Annotated in this window: 24 protein-coding genes and 1 tRNA gene; 16 read left to right on the forward strand and 9 right to left on the reverse strand. The window is 68.2% G+C overall.

The window, feature by feature from the left end; genetic code table 11:
- Positions 1-146 precede the first annotated feature (146 nt).
- From ABD346_RS25045 to ABD346_RS25065, 5 genes are all read left to right on the forward strand, one after another.
- A complete protein-coding gene (locus tag ABD346_RS25045) occupies positions 147-1190 on the forward strand; it encodes a YVTN family beta-propeller repeat protein (RefSeq protein ID WP_344377861.1) in 1044 nt (347 codons plus the stop codon).
- 90 nt (positions 1191-1280) lie between these two features.
- The gene (locus ABD346_RS25050; RefSeq protein ID WP_344377863.1) at positions 1281-2303 is read left to right on the forward strand and encodes a helix-turn-helix domain-containing protein; all 1023 of its coding nucleotides are present in this window, start codon (positions 1281-1283) and stop codon (positions 2301-2303) included.
- 572 nt (positions 2304-2875) lie between these two features.
- Positions 2876-3457, forward strand: coding sequence for a M23 family metallopeptidase (locus ABD346_RS25055; RefSeq protein ID WP_344377865.1), 582 nt, complete (start codon positions 2876-2878; stop codon positions 3455-3457).
- Between the two features lie 371 nt (positions 3458-3828).
- A complete protein-coding gene (locus ABD346_RS25060; protein ID WP_344377866.1) occupies positions 3829-4047 on the forward strand; it encodes a hypothetical protein in 219 nt (72 codons plus the stop codon).
- 676 nt (positions 4048-4723) lie between these two features.
- Positions 4724-5080 (forward strand): hypothetical protein, encoded by a 357-nt coding sequence (locus tag ABD346_RS25065; protein ID WP_344377868.1) that lies wholly within the window; start codon positions 4724-4726, stop codon positions 5078-5080.
- 220 nt (positions 5081-5300) lie between these two features.
- On the opposite strand, the gene rpsN is transcribed toward ABD346_RS25065, so the two are convergent.
- Together rpsN and rpmB are read right to left on the reverse strand one after the other, a co-directional pair.
- Positions 5301-5606 (reverse strand): 30S ribosomal protein S14, encoded by a 306-nt coding sequence (gene rpsN, locus ABD346_RS25070; RefSeq protein ID WP_226599267.1) that lies wholly within the window; start codon positions 5604-5606, stop codon positions 5301-5303.
- On the reverse strand, positions 5606-5842 hold the full coding sequence (gene rpmB / locus ABD346_RS25075) for a 50S ribosomal protein L28 (RefSeq protein ID WP_344377871.1): 237 nt from the start codon (positions 5840-5842) through the stop codon (positions 5606-5608). The genes rpsN and rpmB overlap by 1 nt, the downstream gene beginning before the upstream one ends.
- A gap of 79 nt (positions 5843-5921) precedes the next feature.
- On the opposite strand from rpmB, the gene rpmG reads away from it, so the two are divergent.
- The 7 genes from rpmG to ABD346_RS25110 all read left to right on the forward strand — a co-directional run bounded on the left by rpmG (position 5922) and on the right by ABD346_RS25110 (position 10790).
- Complete coding sequence (gene rpmG / locus ABD346_RS25080) at positions 5922-6086, forward strand: 50S ribosomal protein L33 (RefSeq protein ID WP_226599269.1); 165 nt, start codon at positions 5922-5924, stop codon at positions 6084-6086.
- A 47-nt stretch (positions 6087-6133) separates the two neighbouring features.
- On the forward strand, positions 6134-6388 hold the full coding sequence (locus tag ABD346_RS25085; RefSeq protein WP_344377872.1) for a type B 50S ribosomal protein L31: 255 nt from the start codon (positions 6134-6136) through the stop codon (positions 6386-6388).
- Positions 6388-7539 carry a CobW family GTP-binding protein gene (locus ABD346_RS25090; protein WP_344377874.1) on the forward strand — a complete coding sequence of 384 codons (1152 nt, stop codon included), beginning with the start codon at positions 6388-6390 and terminating at the stop codon, positions 7537-7539. Before ABD346_RS25085 ends, ABD346_RS25090 begins: the two co-directional genes overlap by 1 nt.
- A 56-nt stretch (positions 7540-7595) precedes the next feature.
- Positions 7596-7838: a 30S ribosomal protein S18 gene (rpsR, locus tag ABD346_RS25095; RefSeq protein WP_344377876.1), complete on the forward strand. Its 243-nt coding sequence runs from the start codon at positions 7596-7598 to the stop codon at positions 7836-7838.
- A gap of 830 nt (positions 7839-8668) precedes the next feature.
- Positions 8669-8857: a helix-turn-helix transcriptional regulator gene (locus ABD346_RS25100; RefSeq protein ID WP_344377878.1), complete on the forward strand. Its 189-nt coding sequence runs from the start codon at positions 8669-8671 to the stop codon at positions 8855-8857.
- A gap of 316 nt (positions 8858-9173) precedes the next feature.
- Positions 9174-9869 (forward strand): class I SAM-dependent methyltransferase, encoded by a 696-nt coding sequence (locus ABD346_RS25105; RefSeq protein WP_344377879.1) that lies wholly within the window; start codon positions 9174-9176, stop codon positions 9867-9869.
- A gap of 336 nt (positions 9870-10205) precedes the next feature.
- Entirely contained in the window at positions 10206-10790 is a 585-nt protein-coding gene (locus tag ABD346_RS25110; RefSeq protein WP_344377881.1) for a TerD family protein, read from the forward strand.
- 134 nt (positions 10791-10924) lie between these two features.
- Here ABD346_RS25110 and ABD346_RS25115 read toward each other — a convergent pair whose 3' ends face one another.
- The 3 genes from ABD346_RS25115 to ABD346_RS38670 all read right to left on the reverse strand — a co-directional run bounded on the left by ABD346_RS25115 (position 10925) and on the right by ABD346_RS38670 (position 12519).
- The gene (locus tag ABD346_RS25115; RefSeq protein WP_344377882.1) at positions 10925-11107 is read right to left on the reverse strand and encodes a hypothetical protein; all 183 of its coding nucleotides are present in this window, start codon (positions 11105-11107) and stop codon (positions 10925-10927) included.
- A 973-nt stretch (positions 11108-12080) separates the two neighbouring features.
- Positions 12081-12154: transfer RNA gene (locus ABD346_RS25125), tRNA-Met, on the reverse strand.
- A gap of 56 nt (positions 12155-12210) precedes the next feature.
- Positions 12211-12519, reverse strand: coding sequence for a carboxymuconolactone decarboxylase family protein (locus ABD346_RS38670; protein ID WP_381229527.1), 309 nt, complete (start codon positions 12517-12519; stop codon positions 12211-12213).
- Positions 12520-12629: 110 nt separating this feature from the next.
- On the opposite strand from ABD346_RS38670, the gene ABD346_RS25135 reads away from it, so the two are divergent.
- Positions 12630-12809 (forward strand): S1 domain-containing protein, encoded by a 180-nt coding sequence (locus ABD346_RS25135; protein ID WP_381229476.1) that lies wholly within the window; start codon positions 12630-12632, stop codon positions 12807-12809.
- On the opposite strand, the gene ABD346_RS25140 is transcribed toward ABD346_RS25135, so the two are convergent.
- Together ABD346_RS25140 and ABD346_RS25145 are read right to left on the reverse strand one after the other, a co-directional pair.
- A complete protein-coding gene (locus tag ABD346_RS25140) occupies positions 12737-13978 on the reverse strand; it encodes a serine hydrolase domain-containing protein (RefSeq protein WP_344377885.1) in 1242 nt (413 codons plus the stop codon). The genes ABD346_RS25135 and ABD346_RS25140 overlap by 73 nt on opposite strands.
- 584 nt (positions 13979-14562) lie before the next feature.
- Positions 14563-14904 (reverse strand): hypothetical protein, encoded by a 342-nt coding sequence (locus tag ABD346_RS25145; RefSeq protein WP_344377886.1) that lies wholly within the window; start codon positions 14902-14904, stop codon positions 14563-14565.
- A gap of 1045 nt (positions 14905-15949) precedes the next feature.
- Here ABD346_RS25145 and ABD346_RS25150 point away from each other — a divergent pair.
- From ABD346_RS25150 to ABD346_RS25160, 3 genes are all read left to right on the forward strand, one after another.
- A complete protein-coding gene (locus ABD346_RS25150) occupies positions 15950-16747 on the forward strand; it encodes an NAD(P)-binding domain-containing protein (RefSeq protein ID WP_344377888.1) in 798 nt (265 codons plus the stop codon).
- 261 nt (positions 16748-17008) lie between these two features.
- Entirely contained in the window at positions 17009-17560 is a 552-nt protein-coding gene (locus ABD346_RS25155) for a YceI family protein (protein WP_344377890.1), read from the forward strand.
- Positions 17561-18123: 563 nt separating this feature from the next.
- On the forward strand, positions 18124-18405 hold the full coding sequence (locus tag ABD346_RS25160) for a hypothetical protein (protein ID WP_344377893.1): 282 nt from the start codon (positions 18124-18126) through the stop codon (positions 18403-18405).
- Between the two features lie 337 nt (positions 18406-18742).
- Here ABD346_RS25160 and ABD346_RS25165 read toward each other — a convergent pair whose 3' ends face one another.
- Positions 18743-19183, reverse strand: coding sequence for a VOC family protein (locus tag ABD346_RS25165; protein WP_344377894.1), 441 nt, complete (start codon positions 19181-19183; stop codon positions 18743-18745).
- A gap of 404 nt (positions 19184-19587) precedes the next feature.
- On the reverse strand, positions 19588-20271 hold the full coding sequence (locus tag ABD346_RS25170) for a DUF899 family protein (RefSeq protein ID WP_344377896.1): 684 nt from the start codon (positions 20269-20271) through the stop codon (positions 19588-19590).
- Positions 20272-20627 lie beyond the last annotated feature (356 nt).

Consider the following 20627-nt stretch of genomic DNA (forward strand, 5'->3'; position numbering starts at 1 on the left):
GGGACTTCACCCTCCACGGGCTCCTCATGGCCGGGTTCGGCCGGAGACCGGTTGCGGCCAGGTCGGTGGTGCGCAGCCGTCGACAGTGCGTCAGCACGCTGTCTAGCGTGCGGTGCAGACTCGCACCCCCACCACTGGAGGACCCCATGAGAGGTTCACGTCGGAGCACCCTCGCTGCCGCCGCCGCGCTCGCGGCAGCGCTGGTCTGTGCGGCGCCGATGAGCGCGCAGGCCACAGCCGGGCCGGGCAACGTCCAGCATGGCCGGCACGGCTCCGGCCACGAGACGCTGTGGACCACGCCGAGCACCGTCGGCAAGGACGACAACACCGAGTTGGTCGGCATCGACCCCACCACCGGCAAAGAGCTCGCACGCTTCGGCATCGGCAAGTTGGCCGAGACCTGGGCGATCGCCCTGTCGAAGGACCAGCACACCGCCTACCTCGCGAACCACCACAGCGGCACGCTGTCCGTGGCGGACCTGGTCGGGCACCGGCTGCTCAACGAGATCCCGCTGGGCGTGGACGCCGACGCCATAACGCTCTCCCCCGACGGAAGGACGGCGTACGTGACCAGCATGGTCGCGCAGTCCCTGTCGGTGGTGGACCTCACGGCCGGCAAGGTCGTCAGGACGGTCGGCCTCGGTGCACCCGCGCAGGGCGTGGCGATCAGTCCTGACGGAAGGACTGCGTACCTGGGCATCTACTCCAGGAACCGGATCGACCGGATGGACCTGTCGAACTACCAGGTCACGGCCTCATACACCGGCGGCAAGGCCCCTCGCGAGGTGTTGCTCAGCCGCGACGGCAAGACGCTGTACGCCACCGACTACTACGGCGGCACCGTCTCGGTGTACCAGGTGGACGATCCGGCGGCGAAGCCCCGCCAGGCACAGGTCGGTGGGCAGCCGTTCAAGGCGCAGTTGTCGAGGGACGGCAAGAGCCTGTTGGTGGCCAATACCGCGAAGAGCAGTGTCTCGGTGGTGGACACCCGCACTCTGAAGGTCCGGCGGATCGCCGTGCCGGACTCTTTCGGCACGCTGGCTCTGGCGCCGAGTGGCAAGCAGTTGTTCCAGGCGCAGGAGAACAAGGGCGGCATCACCTCGATCGACCTGCGGGCCGGCCGGACCACCGCGACCCTGGACGCCGACGGGCTGCCCCAGGCCACCTCACTGGCCCTGACGACCGGTTGACCCACTCCGCACGGACGCGCTGCGGCTGACGGTTGTCCAGGCCGCCGCCGGATTCTGTCGGGACCGGCGGCGGCCGGATAACCTGCGAGAGTGTGGGAAGCGGTGGGGCTGGGTCAGGCCGAGGAGCGGGTGTACCGGGCGCTGGTGCGGCTCGGCAGAGGCACGGCTCGGGAGTGCGCGGCGGAAACAGGCCTTGCGGAGACCGAGGTGCGAACCGCGCTGCGGGGCTTGGCCGGGTTCGGCCTGGTCACGGCTGTCGACACCGGTGCCCGCGACGATGCGGCTGGGGCCGACGCCGGCGTGTGGGTGTCGGCGGATCCGCAGGTGGCCCTGGGCGCGCTGCTGCGGCGCCGCCGCACGGAATTGGACCGCATGCGGCAGTCGGTGGACGAGCTGTCCGCCGAGTACCGTGAAGCCCAACTTCGGGACGACCCGGGGCGTTTGACCGAGGTGGTACGGGGCGGCACAGCGCAGTATGCCCGAGTACAGGATCTGCTGGCCGGCACGGAGAAGGAGCTCCTGACTCTGGTCGGCCCACCCTTCCTGGACCCGGCCGATGACAGCCTGGCCCCCATGCAGCGCCTCCTGGAGCGTGGCGTCGAGTGCAGGGCCGTACACGCCACGGAGGTTCTGGCCGCGGATGGCGGCTGGCGCCAGGCTCAGCGGCTGTCGGAGCTCGGCGAGCACATACGAGTGCTGCCGAGCGTGCCGGTGAAGCTGGTGATCGCGGACCGGCGGCGGGCGCTGCTGCCCCTGTCCACCCGTACCGATCGGATGATGGACAGCGCGGTACTGGTGCGCCACTCGGCGTTGACGGACGCGCTGGTGGCCCTGTTCGAGCAGTTGTGGGAACGGGGCGCTCCGCTGGGAGCGATGGACCGCGCACGAATCGGCAATGGCGCGCCGTCTGCGTCGGCAGGGGCACCGGCGCCGGCACCGGATGACGCGCTGCTGGCGATGCTGGCGGCGGGTCTGAAGGACGAGGCGATCGCGCGCCAACTCCGCATCAGTGAGCGGAGCCTGCGGCGGCGGATGTCGGTGCTGTTGGGCCGGCTGGCAGCAACGAGCAGATTTCAGGCAGGAGTTCAGGCAGCACGGCGAGGGTGGCTGTAAGGCCGGCTGCAGGACCCGCGGGAGCCGGTGCCCAAATGCGGCGTACTGCTCATCGTTGAGGACAGCCAGCAAGCCTCCAACCCTCATCGGCAGAGGGACAGCCACGGTCACGAACGAGGAACGCATCTGCCTGGCCCGTCGCGGGCCGATTCCGGCGCCCGCCTGTTCCAGGGCGCGCCGATGGAGGCCGGAGCCGTCCAGGATCAGCGGCCACGGTTGCGCTCCTGGCGCTCCTCCTCCCTCAGGTGCCTCCAGCAAGACTGAGGACCGGGCGCCCCGGCAGGGACGGCAAGGCCAGAACACCGCCTTGGCGCGGCACTCCTTCCCGTCCGTGCGCCGGACGGGTGCACCCGTCCGGCGCGCCCACGACCTCTGCCCACGCCTGGCATGCCCACAACCGAAGAACGACAACGCGTCTGTCGTCACGCCGCGCCCCCGGCCCGGGGTGTCGTCGTACTCGTACGGCCCAGCCAGCGTTGCGAGTGAGGCCCACTGGCGATGTCCTGACGGGCATGGGCTACCACATAGAACGCCCGCGTGAAGCGGGCACCACACGACGTGACGCTCTGGGTATGGCCATGGCGCTGCTGGGCGGCACCTTCACCGTGGGGATGGCGGCGCCGGAGGACACCGCGCCCCCCGATGACGCCTGCTTGATCGAGTACGACGCCGAGTTCGAGGAGGCGCTCGCCCTGGCGGAAGCCGAGCTGCCGGACGATACGCCCCGGTTCGGTCCGCCCACCAAGGGCGTGCTGCCGCTGCGACGCAGCTACCGGGTCACCGAGCGCTACGGAGTCCGGGGCAACTGGGCCGGCGGGCACCATACGGGCGTCGACCTCGCGGTGCCGCGCGGGACGCCGGTGTACGCGGTGGGCGGCGGCACCGTGGTCCTCGCAGCCCGGTCGGGGGCGTACGGCAACGCGGTGACCGTCCGCATGCCCGACGGGCACTACGCGGTCTACGCCCATCTGCACCGCATCCACACGCACAAGGGCGCCCCCATCCCCACGGGGGCCCACATCGGGGACAGCGGCAGCACCGGGCGCACCACCGGCCCGCATCTGCACCTGGAGATCCGGGCCCGGCGCGGATACGGCTCGGACGTCAACCCCGTCAGCTATCTGGCCCGGCGCGGCGTCACGATCCACGACTGACGACAGCCGCGCCGGGTCGCCGGTCGGGCGGATCGCCAGGTCGCCGGGGGCCTGGCTGCCGCGCTGAGCGCATGTCCGCCTCTGTCAGTCACCTCCAACCGGAGACAGCCCAGGTTCGGAATCGCCCCGGTGGTCGTGTTCGTAGCCGATCGTGGCGGGCCCCGGTACTCGCCCCAGGCCGGGCAGCCGATGGGTGTTGGTAGAACCCGGTGATGCAGGTGGCGATCCTCGGCCGGGCCGGCGCGCGGGTTCCGCCGGGCTGACCTGGTCGGGTGCAGTTCTTCCGGAACCGGCGTAACACCTCGCCCTTCCGCGCATGCCTTCAGTTGGACGTTGACACACGGCGTCCCTGACCAATCAGGAGAGAACACATGCGCATCCGATCCATCCTCATCGCAGCCGCCCTCACAACTACCGCCGTCCTCGGCGGCGCCGGCATGGCCACCGCCGACGACGCCATGCCCCCCTCGTCGTCATCCCTTGACGGCACCATGCAGCTCAACCTCGATGGCGCAGGTCAGTCCATGGGCAACGGCCCCAGCGGACTCGGCAATGGCCCCAGCGGATCCACCATGATCGACCAGGACTGACCTCCCTTCACCGGAACGGGCCGACCCTCACACTGCCTGGACGAGCGCCGCGGGGCCGCGCCTCAACGACACGCGCCCGAACGGATGGCGCGTCAGGAGAGGCGGGCCAGGAGGGGCGGGCCAGTGGACCGCCGATGCACAGGTCGGCGAGCACCGTGATGGGCAAATACGCATAGCGCTCCCAAGAGCGCCCGCCCCGGTGCCGCGTCGGGCAGCCAAACGGAATCTGCCCCGGTCCAGTCCTTGCCCCCCGGTAGGCGCACGAACGGCAGGGCCCCGACATGGAACGGGGCCCTGCCGTCGTTCCAGACCCCCCTCAAGACCGCCAGGAGCAGGAGCAGCGCGAACTCTCGCTCGGCGCCTGAAGGACAACCAGCACTCACGTTGCGGTCTCCGTGTCGCGGCAGGTGCCGGGGGTCTTCGCCGCGGCGTCCTGTGTTGCGCCCCAAGCACGCGGTGTTCAATCGCCATGCCCTGTCGCGGAGTTGAGTGCCTCGTACCAGCCGTCGGCAGTCCGTGCACTATGGGAGCGATCGCACCCCCATCCCTCACATGGGCCAAAGAAGATCGTTCCTGCGCGTCCCGTTGGGGTGACACTCGCCGGAATCCGCCTTTGCCACAGGTCGCCGGGGCAGGCTCGACCGGCAACCCCGACCTGTGCAAAGGAGCTTGTGTCATGCGTCTTCGTACCGCCGTCGCTGCCGCCTTCGGCGCCCTCGCCCTCCTGGTGACCGTACCGACGTCGGCCAGCGCCGCGACCGGCGACTTCTCCTACAGGTTCGCCGGCCTGGACGGCTCGCCCCAGTCGGTCACACTCCACGACCCGGTCAGCCCCGGCTGCATCACCCTGCCGGAGGTCGCCGACCCGGGCTCTACCGAGCCCGCGTTCGCCCCGCACAACAACACCGACACCTGGGTGATGGTGTTCACCGAGCCGAACTGCACCGGCGACTCCTGGACCCTGAGGCCCCACGGGCACCCTGCCACGGACCGCCTCAAGCTGCGCTCCGTATTCCTGACGGACCGCCACTGAACAGCCCTTCGGCTGCTGCAGAACATCATTGGGCGCAATGGGACAACGCGGTGGCCCGATATCGCCGACAGGCTCTTCCATTGCCGACCTCGCCCCGTCCGCGCCCATGTGCACGCCGGGACTGCGTCCGCATCTGCCGGTAGCGCCGCGAGCGGGGGCGCGACCGGCCACCACAGCCGCGCCCCACGCCCCCTCCGTCTCGCATGACGGACAAAGGTCCTTACCAGGAGGACTTGGTGACGCCCGGCAGGAGGCCCGCGTGGGCCTGCTCCCGTAGGCGGACTCGGGAGAGCCCGAACTTGCGCAGGTGCCCCCGGGGCCGGCCGTCGACACTGTCACGGTTGCGCACCCGGGTGGCGCTGGCGTCGCGCGGCTGCCTGCGCAGCTCGGCGATCGCGGCGCTGCGTTGCTCCTCCGTCGAGGACGGGCGGCGAATGAGCTCCTTGAGCTCGGCCCGCCTGGCCGCATACCGCTCCACGACGGCCTTGCGCTTCTCGTTCTTCGCGATCTTGCTCCGCTTGGCCATCAGACCTTCCCTCCCCGGGCGCGGATGCGCGCGACGGCCGCCTCCACGCCGATGACGTCGATGGTCTTGATGGCGCGGGCGCTCAGCGTCAGGCGCACATGGCGGCCCTCGCTGGGCAGCCAGTACCGCTTGCGCTGGACGTTCGGGTCGAAGCGGCGGGAGGTGCGCCGGTGCGAGTGGGAGATGTGGTTGCCGAAGCCGGGCTTGGCGCCGGTCAGTTGACAGTGAGCGGACACAGAAGTGACCTGCCTCTCCTTGGGCGAGTTCTTGCGGAGTCCTTATTGATAATGGAAACCGTTCCCATATAGTAGCCCCATGGCACGCAACGAGCTACGCCCGATCGTCAAACTCCGCTCCACCGCGGGAACCGGATTCACCTACGTGACCCGCAAGAACCGCCGGAACGACCCGGACCGCCTGGTCCTGCGCAAGTACGACCCGGTCGCGGGGCGACACGTCGACTTCCGCGAAGAACGCTGACCCGGCCAACGCACCCGGATCACACCCACCACCCCAGGAGGCCCGCCATGAAGCCTGGTATCCACCCCGCGTACGGTCCTGTCGTCTTCCGCGACAAGGCCGGCAACTTCGCCTTCCTCACACGCTCGACGCTCTCCAGCGACCACACCATCGAGTGGGAGGACGGCCACACCTACCCCGTCGTCGACGTCGAGATCTCCTCCGCGAGCCACCCCTTCTACACCGGTACGGCACGTGTCCTCGACACTGCGGGCCGGGTGGAGCGCTTCGAGCGCCGCTACTCCCGATTCGAGGGCCGATGATGCGCGAGGAAGACCGCCTGCCGGTCGTCATCGTGGGCGGCCTGCACACCGACGCCCGCCGGCACGTCGTCGACCGCCTGCTCAAGGCAGTACCGGGAAGCGTCGCCCTGCACCACGACCTCTCCACCGCCGGCCAGGGAATGGTGCGGCGCCAAGTCCGTGACGCTTCGGGCGAGTTGTCGTCGGGCGAAGCCCCGCTGTTCAACGACTGCGCCTGCTGTGCCCTGCGCGAGGACCTCGTCCCCGAACTGGAGCGCCTGGCCGGCCACGGCATCGCCCGGCTCGCGATCGTCGAACTGTGGGACTCGGTCGAGCCCAAGGCGATGGCGGAGGTGGTCGCGGCCCACAGCGGCGACGACCTGAGACTCACCAACGTGATCACCGCGGTCGACCCGGCTCTGGTCCTGCCCTACCTCGCCAACGGCGACGACCTCGCCGAAGCCGGACTCGCCGCGGCCGCCACCGACCAGCGCACCATCGGCGACACCTGGGCGCGTCAACTGGAATACGCACCCGTGCTCGCCCTCGTGGACGGCGAGGAGGTGGACGAACAGGACCGCGCCCTGCTGACCCAACTGCACCCCACCGCCCGCCACGTCGACACGTCGTCCGGCGAACTCGCGCGGCTGGCCTTCGCCGGATTCGACGTGGAAGCGGCCGCCGCAGCCCAGCATCCCGCCTGCGCACTCCTGCCCCAGGAGGCCGACGAAGCCGGAGTGACCACCCTGGTCTGGCACCACACCCGGCCCTTCCACCCCGAACGCCTCTACCAGGCGCTGGAGGATCTGTGCTGCGCGGCCGCACGCAGCAGAGGTCGGTTCTGGCTCGCCGACCGCCCCGACACCCTCCTCGCCTGGGACGCCGCAGGCGGCGCACTCTGCGTCGAAAGCGCGGGCCCCTGGCTCGCCTCCCTGCCCGACGCCGCATGGGAGTTGGTCCCACCCGTGCGCCGAGCGGCCGCCGCCTTGGACTGGCACCCGGAACACGGCGACCGCTGCCAGCACCTCGTCTTCACGTCCCCCGGCCTCGACCGCACCGGCATCGAGGAACTCCTCGACTCCTGCCTGCTCACCGACACCGAGTACGCGGCCGGACCTGCGGGTTGGAGACACCTGCCCGCGGCCTTCGACTCCCTGCTCGACGCCGCGTGATCCAACATCCTCGTAGCCGGCAATCCACCTTCCAACCCACCACCCGAGGAACCCACATGACCCGTCCCATCAACAGCCGCAAGCCGGTGAAGCCCCGCTCCAACCCCCTCATCGCAGCCGGCATCACCTACATCGACTACAAGGACACCGACTTGCTGCGCAGGTTCATCTCCGACCGGGGGAAGATCCGCAGCCGCCGCGTCACCCACGTCACCGCACAGCAGCAACGACAGCTCGCCGCGGCCATCAAGAACGCCCGCGAGATGGCGCTCCTCCCCTACTACAGCCAGCGAGGCTGACACCGACCGACCTTCCTGGACCCGCTCGACCGAGCCATCAGCAGAGCGGGCCGCCGGAGGTTCCCTCCCCCCACCCACCTGATCGGCGGATTACGGCCCGGATGGGGGTTGTGCCTGACCGGTCCTTCGCTGCGCGCCCTCGCCGAGTCGGGGCTTTCGGAGAGGTGTCTGGCGGAGGGCTCCGGCATGAGCACGATCACGCACGTGGCCGTGCACGGCGAACCCGCGGGCGAGGTCCCATTACCGCGCTTGATCGGTGCGCGGCAGCCGGGGATGGCCGCTATCGCGCGCCCCCCTACTGCACCGCATCCTGTACGCGGAAGCCGAGCGGTGCGGCGTGCTGGTACGCACGCAACGGCCATCGCCTCGGTGGATCAGGAGGGCGAGCTGGTCCGCGTACGGTTGTCGGACGGGGTGGTCCGGAGGGCCTCACTGCTGGGTGGCACGGACGGGTTCAGCTCGTCGATGCGGGGCCTGCTGAGCCTTGAGACCTCGCTCGGCTCTCATCGGCAGATGGCCTGGCAGGCCCTGGTGCCCCCGCCCGTCGTGGGTCCACCGGGATCCACCGGTTCGCAGGGAAGACCGACACGGCCGGCCTCGTACCCATCTCGGGCAGTCAGGCGTACGTGTTCCTGACGGAGAACGGTGTGGAGCCGAGAGTCCTGCCCCACGCCCAACCCGCCCTGTTTCCACCGAAGTTGCCGGAGGCGCCAGCCAGGTGGAGGAGATCGGCCCCCTTGCATCGGTGCCGGAATCGGTGGTGCGCCGCCCGGTGCGGAGGGCGTTCCTGGAGGGCGCCTGGAACCTGGGCAATGCCAGGGTCGTCGGTGATGCCGCTCATGCGCCCGCGCCACAGATGGATCTCACCCACGTCGTACGTCCGCACCCGGCGGCTCGACCGGATCCGTGAGGACATCCTCGCCTCCACCGACCCCGTCGGCACGATCGCCTACGGCTGGGGCGTCTCACACCTCGGCCGCTTCGCCGGACTGCCTTCCGACACCGCAACACGCAGGTGACCCGGCCTCTTCCTGCCCTGCCCACCCTGCCCGCACGTTCGCGAGCGGTGTAGCCACTGGTCAAGGTGGCGGCCTTGGCAAGGGCAATGCCATGGCCGAGCAGCGGTCCGCGGCGCCTCAGTGATCGGCAATCCGGCCGCCAGACCGGTCCGCGTGGTGAGGAGGTCCGGGTATCCGGGACCGGGCGCACATGGTCGGACGATGGCGGCGCAGGAAGCCAGGACCACGGTCGCGGGGTCGAGGTGGCGGTCGCGGTTGCGGTTGCGGTTGCGCAAAACCCCTCGCGGTTGGAGGCCGCCGACGCGATGCTGTCACGGTGCCTGCCCAGACCGCGTACCACGACGAACTCGGCGACTACTTCGCAAAGAACGCCGATACCAGCCCCTACAACGCGTACACCGACCGGCCCGCGATGCTGGCACTCGCGGGGGATGTTGCCGGGCTGAAGCTTCTCGATGTCGGCTGCGGGGCCGGGCACTACGCGGCCGAACTTCTCGCGGGTGGCGCGGAGGTGACGGGAATCGACGGTAGCGCGACTCTGCTGAGTCACGCACGGGAGCGATTGCGCGACCGGGCCGAACTTCACCTCCACAACGCGGAGGAGCCGCTGGATTTCATCGACGACTCGTCATTCGACGGAGTCGTATGCGCATTGCTGCTCCACCATATCGCCGACCGGCCGCGCCTCCTCGGCGAACTACGACGCGTCCTGCGCCCTGGCGGGTGGCTGCTGGTCTCGACGACCCACCCGACGGCCGACTGGCAGAAATTCGGCGGCTCGTACTATGCCGACGACTGGGTCGACCTCACTCTCTCCGGGGGCGCGTTGGCGATCCACTACCAACGCATGCCGCTGGAAACGTTCCTGAGCGAGTTGCTGGCCGCCGGATTCATGCTGGAAAAACTCATCGAACCTCGCCCGACTCCCGGCCTGCGAGAACTCGACGAAACCGCCTACAACAAGCTCCACCAGGCTCCGTGCTTCCTCGCGGTCAGACTCCTGCGGCCCTGACCGCTCTCAAGACGATGCCAAAAATCACCATGGAGGTCCCCACACCCTCTCGCCTCCACGCCGCCGTTCGGCATGGGGGCCACCACGCCCGCCCGGCTCAGCCACTCATCTCCCCGACGGGGGGCAGGAGCCGAACCGTACGGAGGCCGGTCAGGTCTCCGGGACGGGGCACGGCGGTGCGGGGATCGACGGTACGGGGATCGGCGCGGTGAAGCCATCGAGGCGTCCCGGTGCGGCGCAGTACTCGCAACCGGACCCGCTGTGCGGCCCCGTCAGGGCATTGTGCACACTTTGTTCTTTATGGTCCTTTACCGACTATCAGGGGATGACTGACGCATGATCACGCTGACGAAGGAAACTGGGCCTGCGGACCTGGACGGAGTCACTCATCTGTCCCTCGGTGTGTCCTGGGACCCCACATCCGGCAGCAGCGGTGGGGTAGTTGGTCTGCTTCGCCGCAAGACGGGCACCGATCTCGACCTGATCGCCATCGCCATGCAGGGCGCAGACCCGGTGCGTCTGGCGGGACTCGACTCGTTGGACCCGATGGGCAACGGTTCCCTGGTCCACAGCGGTGACAACCAGACCGGCCGTGGCGACGGCGACGACGAAACCGTCACGGTCGAGTTCGCGCGGGTTCCCGCCAACATAACGTCGATCGTGTTCGTTGCCGCCGCATTCAAGAAGGGCAGCTCCTTCCAGAAGGCCCGCAACATCAGCTTCAAGGTGTACGACGCGACCGGAGGCAGCTCGCAGCAGGTCGCCGACATCTGGCCCAGCCTGCTGACCCAGGACAACGGTTGCGCCGTGGCCAAGGCCACGCGGACCGGGGCTTCCTGGAAGCTCGAAGTGATCAATGTGACCGGCAAGATCAAGCAGGGTGACGAGCATGCCCTGATGCGTTTCGCCGTCAGTAAGTAGCCTGACTGCGACCCGGGCACCGGAGTGGTGCTCGGGCACGCGTCGGCAGAATGCCGTCGGGGGCCTGGCGAACAGAAATGCCCGCCCCCGTGGCTGGGGCAGCGCGAGGGCGGGTGTTGTTTTCGGGTCCGGGGCTACAGGCCGCCAGTCATGTTCCCGATGGTCACCTGGGCTCCCGTGATGGTGTTTTGGGCCGTGGCAAGGAGGGTTTGGACGGTCGCGGAGGTGTTGCCGACGCCCGGCGCGGCGATGGCAGGGGTGGCGAGGACACCGAGAAGTGCGGCGGTTCCCAGAAGCACTGCGGTGATGCGGCGCATGTTTTTATGCCTTCCAAGGAGAGCGTGGTGTTCGGCTCGGCAGTTGATCGAGTCGCTTTCCTAACCGGGAGGGGCAGTGATCAGGCACGTCACCCACCCCAATGGAGCACCGGGGAAACATGCCGGATGAATGCCGTCGTCATGCAGAGGCCACGCCAGAACACTCGGCGCGCAGCAAGGCTGGTCCCAAGGTTCTCCTGCACGCTGACGTTGTCGGCGGCTTCACCGATGTCACCTGAGGGCTCCGAGTGCGGTGACGGTTTTGATGATGATGGGGAGGAGACTGGCGGTGCCGAGGAGGATTGCGGCGGTACGGCGCATCGGGCATTTCCCCTTGCTGTTGTGATAGTTGAGGGTGGCGGCTCGGTGACTGGTCCAAGCTGCCGTATGACTGCTCAAGCGGGTGGATGGACACGCGCCAGTTACCCGAATTTGCGGTCTCCTTCCCCGTGGCTGCCCCAGCCCGCGTTAGTGCCTGTTCGGCCGCGATCATTCGACGTTGAGATCATTAGAAGGGGTGAAAACTGCGACCCCGGATAATCGGGTCTCCGGCCTGGAGCCCTGCCGGCTGCCTTGCGGATGTCTTGTCGCACTCGTAGCGGGTGGCCGCGCCGCGCCGGACTTTTGGCTTGCTGATCGGCCGTTCCACGTTCCACGGATTGCGATCCCAGTAGAGACCGGTATCGCGGTAGAGACCGGTATCGCAGCGGGCGGGTCGGCCGTCCTGACGGCCCTTCCTCATACGGTTCGCGGCCTGGTCGGCCTTCTCCGGTCGGAGGCCTGTGAACGCTCGTTGGTCGGCCCGCCGTGCGAGCGGCCAGGGCGGCGGCCTGCCGCCTCGCTGGCCCGCCGTGCGAGCGGCCAGGGCGGCGGCCTGCCGCCTCGCGCTGTGTCGGCGGCGCAGACGCCGACGCTCGGCCGGACAGGATCGCAAAGTGGCCCGGGTCCACAGGGGTCCGGGCCACTTCAGCAGTAGCGGGGACAGGATTTGAACCTGCGACCTCTGGGTTATGAGCCCAGCGAGCTACCGAGCTGCTCCACCCCGCGTCGGTAAACCCAACCCTACGCCACTTACGGCGGAGCCCTGACCACTCGGGCTCGTACTACACGTACTTCGCCTTCTCCTCGAAGACCTGCAGAGCCACCTGATAGCCCTCGAAGGCGCGGGCGGCTCCGGCCCAGGCCTCGATATGGATGGACACCTCGACGATCTCCTTCGGACTCACCCCGTTGCTGAGCGTGATGCGGAGCTGGCCGCGCAGGGGTTCCAGGGTGCCGAGTGTCGCCGCGATCGTCACCGACAGGAGAGCGCGGGTGAGGGTGTCCAGGACGTCGGTGCGTGAGCCACGCGTCTCCGAAGGTGTGCACCGTGGCCAGGCGCTTGAAGTCCACCCCGGTGGCGGGCTCGCCAGCGGGGCGGAGGAACCGCTCTAGATGCGGGCAGCACACCCCGCAGATCCGTCACCGCGGACACGCGCTTCCGCAGGTCACGTGGTGCAACGCCGAGAAGGGGTCCGATTTCGTGTACCAGGGCGGTGGAGGGCCCGGTGTCTTCGTCCATTGCTCCGCCGCCGGCTCGGCCGGGTTCGGGTCGCTGGAGGAGGGCCGGCAGGTGCCCTTCGGCGTCACTCAGGACCCGCAGAGCGCCGTCTGCACGGCGGATGTCATGTCGTCGTTCTGGGCGTCCGTACCACCCGGGTAGAGGTTCGCCATGGCCGTGGCCTGCCTGCCGTCGGCCGTGGCGGCGCCCGTGGTCTGGTAGCCGGGGATGCCGCCGTCGTGCCCCCAGGCGAGGCCACCGCAGGGCAGCGGGTGGCTCTCCAGGCCGAGACCGTAGGCCCCGCCGCCCGGGTCGCCGGTCGGGCGGGTCCTCATCATTTCGTGGAGCTGGGTCGGGGCAAGCAGCTTGCCGCGCAGGAGTGCGCCCAGGAAGCGGTTGAAGTCGGGGCCGCTGGAGACCATGGCGCCGCTCGGGCCCGCGACCGTGGGGTTGAGGGCGGTGATGTCCTTGAGCGGCGCGTCCTTGCCCAGCCGGGCGTAGCCCCGCGCGTGCGGCCCGCGGATCTCCGCGGCGTCGTCCGGCACGGCCGTCTGCCGCAGGCCGAGCGGTTCGATGATGCGGTGGCGGATCTCGTCGCCGTACGGGTGGCCGGTCACCTGCTCGATGAGCATGCCGGCCAGCAGGTAACCCGTGTTGGAGTAGCGCCACTCGGCGCCGGGCTCGAAGGCCGGGGGGTGGGAGAGCGCGAGCTTCACTAGGTCGCGGGTGTCGTAGTGCGCCAATGGATCGTTGAGGACATCCTCCGGCTTGAGGTAGTCCAAATAGTCGGGGATGCCGCTGGTGTGCTGGAGTAGCTGACGGACCGTGACCCTGCGTCCGTCGTTGCCGTGACCGCGGACGACGCCGGGCAGGTAGCGCTCCACCGGTGCATCGAGGGCCACGCGGCCCTCGCCCACCAGTTGGAGAACCACGGTCGCGACGAACGGCTTGGTCATGCTGCCTATCCGGAACCGGCTGTCCCCGCGCACCGACGCGTGGCTCCTCACATCCGCGACGCCGCTGGTCAGCACCGCGCCGCCGGCCCGGCCCCCCAATGCGACGAGCGCACCGGGATCGCCGTCCTCCGTGGTCAGCCGGTGCAGGACCACACGGAGCCCGTGATGGTCGGTGCTGGCGTCGTCGAGGGTGGCGTGCGCCGCGTATTGCCACGCCGAAGTGTCGTCGCCGCGCGCGCATACCGTGCCGCCTGCCACCGCGACCAGTGCGAGCAGGCCGCCCAGCGCGCGTCGGGATCGGGCCATGTGTGCGTCCTTGAGATGAGTGCCGGTCATGGTGTGGCGCCACACGTCGTACTCAAGATGACGCGTCATCCTGCGCCCCCTTCATGGTGTCCGGGACATGCAGGGCAGCGCGATGGGGCAACCACCCGGATCGAGGGTGGGGACAGCCCCAGGATCCCCGGCGTTCGCCGTCCCACGTGTACACCGCATGGCCGACATCATCCGTACGCGTGCCGGACGGACTGACAGCGCGAGAGGGGCGCGACGAACACGGGAAGCCAGGCGAGGCGGCCTGCGCGGTCCGGCGAGGTCACCTACTCCGGTGCTCGGGTCGTAGCTCGCGGTCGGGTCGCCGGTGAAGTTGTTCCAGTAGGCGTTGGCCTCGGCCCAGTTGGACCAGCTGAGGCCGTCGTTCGTGCTCTGGGTGTAGCCCAGTGGGCATAGAGGGAGCGAAGCCGGCCCAGTCCAGGAAGCTCAGGTCGCGTTCTCCCGTGTACGCGGCCTGCCGCAAGGCCACACCGCGAACGTCGCGGCCGCGGTCATGGTCATGGTCATGGTCATGGTCATGGTCATGGTCATCCGGAGCGTCCGGCAGCACCCAGACGCCGCGTGGACCGGGTGCGGTGAGCCCCGGTGCCCGGACAGCGGCCAGGCACCGGGACCACTACCTGCCCCTACTTCTCGAAGGCGGCGTTGTTGCAACCCATGCTGGAGCCCAGCTTGCTCTGCTGCGCACCCGCGTTGCCCTCGCCGTTGAGTGCGCCCCCGAGTACGCCGTTGAGGACGCCGACCGAACCGAGGACGTCGATGTTCAGGTCGTGCGACCGGCACTGGGTGGACTGGGAGACGCTGAACATGTCCCCCCTCCCGCCGGCCTTGCCGCCGCCCTCGCCGTTGCCGAAGAAGGAGTTCGTCCCGCCACGGCTCCCACCATGGGCGTTCGCGGTACCGGCGCCGAGGAGGCCAACACTGCCCAGTACGACGATCACAACGGCGGCCTTACGAAGCTTGCGCAATTTTGTCTCCGGTAGGTCGAACGGAAGCGATCAGAAGTTGATCGACTTCGTACGACCATGAAAACTAGTGCGAAATATGCCCCAACTCCTCCGTGACACGCCGAATTTCACGACTGCCGCGGCATAGGCCTGTCCCGCTCGGAGGAGATCTCACGCGGTGGCTTTCGCTGGCTTCTTGCAACAGGCCATGGTGACTGCGAGGTCAAGGAATGCTGGAACTCATGCAAGGCATGGAGCCGCTTGCGCGATGGCATGGGCCCCTTGGTACGCGCGGAGTTCACCAGTTCTGGGACGACAACGGCCGCCCACTCACGCAAGGAGCAGTCCACGACCTACGGCCGATTGCTCCGACTACCGGCGCTGCCCAGCTTGTTGATGATCAAGACGTACGTACCCGCCAGAGCAAAGGTAGCCGCCTAATGAGCCCATTCCACGTCCCTGAGGAGCATCTTGACTCCGACCAGCTCCGACCAGCACAGCCGCCCAGACCAGTATGGCGATAATCTTTACTGGCATGGCTGCACCTTTCAAGTAAGGCAAGAGAGGCCAGGCAGACTGCTCTCCCTGCAACGACGGTCTTGGCCGATGCAGTGCCCTTGCATACGGAAGAATTCCCCCGACGTTCTCAGTGATTTCTCCGCAGAGCGGCTCCGGTCATGAGGTCCACTCCGCTGGTCTGGTCGACGCTATTCGCAATGCCTCGCCAAAATGAAGGCAGTTGAGGATCGGCTGAGCCAGATCAGCTGCGCCATTCACGCCAGGGCAACAGGATCGGCCACCGCGGCGCAGCGTCTCCGCCAGGCCTTCACGGAGAGATCAGCAAGCCTCCATCGAACACCGTTCCACGCGCTGTGATGTGCAGAAAGAGGGAGGGTAAAAGGGAGCCTCCAAGGCCTGGCAGGGCATCATCCTCCCCTGCGGCGACCGTGCTCGGGAGATACGCGCCCACTTCCACACCGCAGTGAATTCCCTTGCCTGTGGCCGCTCCCTCGGTGTCACAATCGGCCCAGTCACGTCCACCACACGCAGCACGGAGGCAGTCGTAGTGAAGCGCATCGGAATCATCGGAGTAGGTGAGATCGGCCGGGCCATGGTGACGGGCCTGTGCGACGGGGACAGGCCGGAAGTGTTTCTCTCCCCGCGAGGAGCCCGCACTGCCGCCGAACTGGCCGGACGCTACGAGACCGTGCAGGTGTGCGCCGACAACCAGGAGGTGGTGGACCGCTCCGAGCTGGTGATCATCGCCGTACGCCGGGAAGACCGGCGCGAAGCACTGGCGGGTCTGAGGGTGGCCGGTGACAAGGTGCTGGTCAACGTCATGGCCGGTGTCGGCAACGACGACCTGCGCCAGATGCTCGCCACTGAGGCCCCGCTGGTGCGAGCCATCCCCTTGCCTGCCATACGTGAACGCCGCTCCGTCACGGTCACATGGCCGTCGCACCCGGCGGTGAACTCCCTCTTCGAGCCCTTGGGCGGCGTACTGCCGGTCGCGCACGAGACGGCCTTCAACGTCTTCTCCGCTCTGACGGGGACGCTCACCACCCACTATGCATACCTGGCCACGCTCACGATGTGGGCCGCCGGCCACGGCATCGCCTCCGACGACGCGGACCGCTACCTTCGTAGCCTCTTCCAGGGAGTCGGCCGGACGCTGGGCGACGAATCCCGCTCGCTGCAGCAACTCGCTGGTGACCACGAGACCCCGAACGGCAACAATGAACGCATCCGCACCAGATGGTTCGACGAGGCCAACTCCGAAGCCCTCAAAAACGCCCTCGATGGCCTGCTCGCTGACCTGAAGCAGCCCGGGGCCGAAGGCCCGCACTCTGGGCGGCCCCGGTGAATCGACCGTGAGCCCACCGGCTCGTTGCCCGGCATCGTGCCACCGTGCCCCAGGAATCCGTGTCGGCAGGAATCCGTGTCGAGGGGCGGACAGGAAAGCGGGCAGCGGCGGGCTGACGGTTCCAAGCCGCTGATCGGAGTGCACTCTGCCGCCGCCCCGTGCGTCCGGCCGGGAATGGCATCAATCGCGCCCTAGCGTGGATCCCGAATGACCCGGGCGTAACCCCGCCCGGGATCCCGGTCTTTCGGAGGCACCTCAACCATGTCCGTCAGCATCGCAGAACTCACCGGGGACTACATCCTCGACCCGGCCCACACCCGTATCGGCTTTGTCGCCCGCCACGCCATGGTGACCAAGGTCCGCGGCGCGTTCCACGAGTTGGAGGGCACTGCCCACCTGGACGGCACCGATCCGTCCCGCTCCAGTGCCCAAGTGGTGCTGAAGACCGAGAGCATCGACACAGGCGTCGAACAGCGCGATCAACACCTGCGCACCAACGACTTCCTGGATGCCCCCAACTTCCCCGACATCACCTTCCGCAGCACCGCCGTCGAGCCGCGCTCGGAAACCGAATACCGCGTCACCGGCGATCTGACCGTCAAGGACACCACCCGCCAGGTCACCATCGACTTCGAATACACCGGCAACGCCGTCGATCCCTCCGGCAATCTGCGGGTCGGCCTGGAGGGATCGGTGACCATCTCCCGCAAGGAATTCGGCGTGACCTGGAATGCGGCCCTGGAAGGCGGCGGTGTACTGGTCGGCGACAAAGTCGTCCTGGAATTCGACATCTCCGCCATCAAGCAGGGCTAGCCCCCCGGGCCGCCCCGCCGCACACCGACGCAGGCCCAACCACCCAGGAAGCGACCGCGCCGCCCCGACCCGCAGTCAGTCAGCCAGCCAGGTCAAATGCCGCCCGGCACCTTCGCGGCACACGCCGAGAGGGTGCCGGGCGGCACAGCACCCTCGACACCTCACTGACCAGGACGGGACTCGGCGCAGCTCCACACCGACCGGCCTCGCTCGGACTCTTCTCCCCGTACTGCCGCATCCCCCGCTCACGAGGAAGCCTCGGGTAGTACGCACCGCCTCTCCAGCCGCAGAGTTGAACGCGTTCAATAAGTCTGACAAGGTAGCTCGTCGCGGCCCACTCCTATCGGTTGGCCGAGGCGGGCTGAGGGTGGGAGAGGTCTTGGTGGCGGGCGGAAGCAGGCTGCGAGCGTAGGGGGCGGCTCTCGGCGGCTCGATGGTGGCTTTGGCCGCTTTGACGGCATGCGCCGGCCCCTATCAGTACTACGAGGGAACAGGGATCCACGACGCCACGGCGGCCGAAGTCGCTGGGAACTGGGAACTGGGAAAACGTCGAGGGTACCCGTGTGGTGCTTCGCAAGGACGGAACGGCTCTTTTCGAGAAGCTCGACGGGCAGGACTTCGACTTCGACGACGGCTGGCGCCTCTCCGGTACGGGAACCTGGCAACTGCCAGACGCCGACGGCGGACAGGTCGTCCGACTCGCGCTGACGGCACGGACCCGAGTGGAGAGCCGTTCCCCCGCGACGGTCACTGACACCTCGGCTTCTGAACCCCCATCGACATACGCGTGGTCCTTCTACGTGGACCGCGATCAGCACGACGAGTTGAAGCTGTTCTTCTTCTAAGGCGATCCCGACATCGGGAACACATACGTGATGACGCGTGAGACAGGGGCATAGCCATTCGTTGATCGCCGCGACCAGCACGGTCGCCTCACAGCGGACCGCGGACCGTACGTAGTGCGTGGCGACAACACGGTGGCTCTTGAAGCGGTTGATCCCGCACTCGACCGCATGGCGATCACGGTAGTCGGCCGGGGCAGACTTCGCCGCGTCTCGTAGGACACGGCAGTGGGAAGCGCCGACTCGCATCGGAGTTGGACGAGGAGGGGCGTTCGCGACTGCCCTCCTCATCCATCCAGCGCATCGGTCTGATCGCGCGCAGGCCCTCCGCGAAGGGCCGTTAGCTGATCTGCTCGGCCAGGGCGAGGATGATGCCAGAGGGGCCGCGGAGGTAGCAGAGACGGTAGATGTCCTTGTACTGCGCTACCTCGCCGATTAGTTCGGCGCCATGCGAGCGCAGGCGGGCGATGGTGTCGTCGATGTCATCGACGGCGAACATGACCCGGTGCAGGCCCAGCGTGTTCGGCGGCGGGTTGTGCGATCCATCCCTGATCGCCGCGGGGGTGTGGTACTGCGCGAGCTCCAGCTTGCCGTGGCCGTCCGGGGTCCGCATCATCGCGATGTCGCTGCGAACTCCGTCGAGTCCGACGGCCTGATCCGCGAAGAGGCCCTCGATCTGCGCCCTGCCTTCGACCTCCATGCCCAGTTCAGTGAAGAAGGCGACGGCGGCGTCCAGGTCTTCGACAACGATGCCGATGTTGTCCATCCGCTGAAGCGTCATGACGGTTCTCCCTCTGCGTTGCGCGGCTCTTTGAAGCCACTGATATACCGAGGACGGAGCCGGCGGCCCATTCTCGACATGCGTGAAGGGGGCGGAGTCGGGAGAACCGTCCAACATCACCTGGAACCGTCGAGCGACAGCCGAGACACCCTCAAGTATGTCCGGAGACCCGTCCGCCGAGCATCTCCCCCTATCCGGTCTCTGCCTCCACCGGACTGGCCCGATTCACTCGTCGTGTCGGATCATCCAGCTCGCCGCAAGCAGGCGGTCCAGGGCGTTCTTCACCTGCGTACGGCAGTCCTGTGCATCAGCTCGGCCGCCCAGAGCATGCGCCGTGCTGCTGACCTGACGTGACTCATGGGTGGTGCCGACACCGTCGGTCGTCTGTGGGCAGTGGGCACTGGTCAGTAGTCGAGGCTCGGGTACCAGTCACCGCGGCCTTGCGGCGTCAGGTCGAGGAGGTGCCAGACAGGGGCCAGGAGGTCGATGCCACGCTCGCCGATGTCGTCGGCCATGCGCGGGTGGGCGGAGTAGAAGTGGCGGAGTCTGCCGTCGCTGTCGCGGGTGAAGACGGAGATGGTGGAGTCCTGCCCGCCGTCCTTGTCCTCGCTGCCCAGGTCGTACTTGAACGTACTGTCGCCGCAGCTCAGGAGCCGGAGCCGGTGCCAGCCGCGGTTGCGGGCGTGCTGCCGGAGGGCAGGGAGGTCGGCGGCCGCAGCAATGACGAAGTCGGCGTTACGGGAGATGTGGTGGGCGATGCCGTTGAAGCCGTCGATCCACAGGGTGCACATCGGGCAGGGGTCGGTCTGCAGCTTGCCGTACATGAGGTGGTAGACGATCAGCGGGCGGTCTGGGGCAGTGACCAACTCGCTCAACGTGACCTCGCGGAGCGGTGTGTCTCCGGCGTCGAGGTCCGCGGGGCCCTCGATAAAGACGTAGTCGTCGACGGGCGGCCCCTGAGGGAGTGCACGTCGCTGGGCTGCGACCTGCTCGCGGTGGCGCATGAGGTCGAGCTCGGCCAGGCGCAGTTCTTCGCGGGCTTCGAGGTAGTCCGCCGACTCGTCGGTCAGCCTGGTGTGCCGCCACATGGTGCCTCCTGGGGTGCCCTCCCCCGGTCCCGGTCACCAGCTCTCATTTCCCACGCCTGCGAACCCGTACTTCGAGTTTATGGCGGCTACCGGTCCGCCGACAGTTGAGCTGAAGGCCTGCTCTGCGCTACTTCGCGAGTGGCCTCAAGAAGGCCGACCGGTACGGCGGAGACCGGATGTGACAACCGGATCCCAGCCCCGGCGTGGCATCAATGCCGAACGGGCTTAGCCGGATCAGACCAACTCGGCCAAGCGGGTGAACCGGCGGAACGGCGGGGCTCGACATCACTGCGTGAGCGGCGCCGGGTGCCGCGATTCAGCCGTCACTGGGGGTGTCCACTGTGGGGTGCGCCACC

The sequence above is a fragment of the Streptomyces mauvecolor genome (assembly GCF_039532965.1).
Lineage (GTDB): Bacteria > Actinomycetota > Actinomycetes > Streptomycetales > Streptomycetaceae > Streptomyces > Streptomyces violascens.

Excerpts from the sequence above, each read along its gene's own strand:
- ABD346_RS25055 (WP_344377865.1), top strand. The coding sequence starts at position 2,876 with ATGGCCATGGCGCTGCTGGGCGGCACCTTCACCGTGGGGATGGCGGCG.
- ABD346_RS25100 (WP_344377878.1), top strand. The coding sequence starts at position 8,669 with ATGCCGCTCATGCGCCCGCGCCACAGATGGATCTCACCCACGTCGTAC.
- ABD346_RS25085 (WP_344377872.1), top strand. The coding sequence starts at position 6,134 with ATGAAGCCTGGTATCCACCCCGCGTACGGTCCTGTCGTCTTCCGCGAC.
- ABD346_RS25110 (WP_344377881.1), top strand. The coding sequence starts at position 10,206 with ATGATCACGCTGACGAAGGAAACTGGGCCTGCGGACCTGGACGGAGTC.
- ABD346_RS25155 (WP_344377890.1), top strand. The coding sequence starts at position 17,009 with ATGTCCGTCAGCATCGCAGAACTCACCGGGGACTACATCCTCGACCCG.
- rpsN (WP_226599267.1), bottom strand. The coding sequence starts at position 5,606 with ATGGCCAAGCGGAGCAAGATCGCGAAGAACGAGAAGCGCAAGGCCGTC.
- ABD346_RS25090 (WP_344377874.1), top strand. The coding sequence starts at position 6,388 with ATGCGCGAGGAAGACCGCCTGCCGGTCGTCATCGTGGGCGGCCTGCAC.
- ABD346_RS25045 (WP_344377861.1), top strand. The coding sequence starts at position 147 with ATGAGAGGTTCACGTCGGAGCACCCTCGCTGCCGCCGCCGCGCTCGCG.
- rpsR (WP_344377876.1), top strand. The coding sequence starts at position 7,596 with ATGACCCGTCCCATCAACAGCCGCAAGCCGGTGAAGCCCCGCTCCAAC.
- rpmG (WP_226599269.1), top strand. The coding sequence starts at position 5,922 with ATGGCACGCAACGAGCTACGCCCGATCGTCAAACTCCGCTCCACCGCG.
- ABD346_RS25170 (WP_344377896.1), bottom strand. The coding sequence starts at position 20,271 with ATGTGGCGGCACACCAGGCTGACCGACGAGTCGGCGGACTACCTCGAA.
- ABD346_RS25065 (WP_344377868.1), top strand. The coding sequence starts at position 4,724 with ATGCGTCTTCGTACCGCCGTCGCTGCCGCCTTCGGCGCCCTCGCCCTC.
- ABD346_RS25165 (WP_344377894.1), bottom strand. The coding sequence starts at position 19,183 with ATGACGCTTCAGCGGATGGACAACATCGGCATCGTTGTCGAAGACCTG.
- ABD346_RS25115 (WP_344377882.1), bottom strand. The coding sequence starts at position 11,107 with ATGCGCCGCATCACCGCAGTGCTTCTGGGAACCGCCGCACTTCTCGGT.
- ABD346_RS25140 (WP_344377885.1), bottom strand. The coding sequence starts at position 13,978 with ATGACGCGTCATCTTGAGTACGACGTGTGGCGCCACACCATGACCGGC.
- ABD346_RS25060 (WP_344377866.1), top strand. The coding sequence starts at position 3,829 with ATGCGCATCCGATCCATCCTCATCGCAGCCGCCCTCACAACTACCGCC.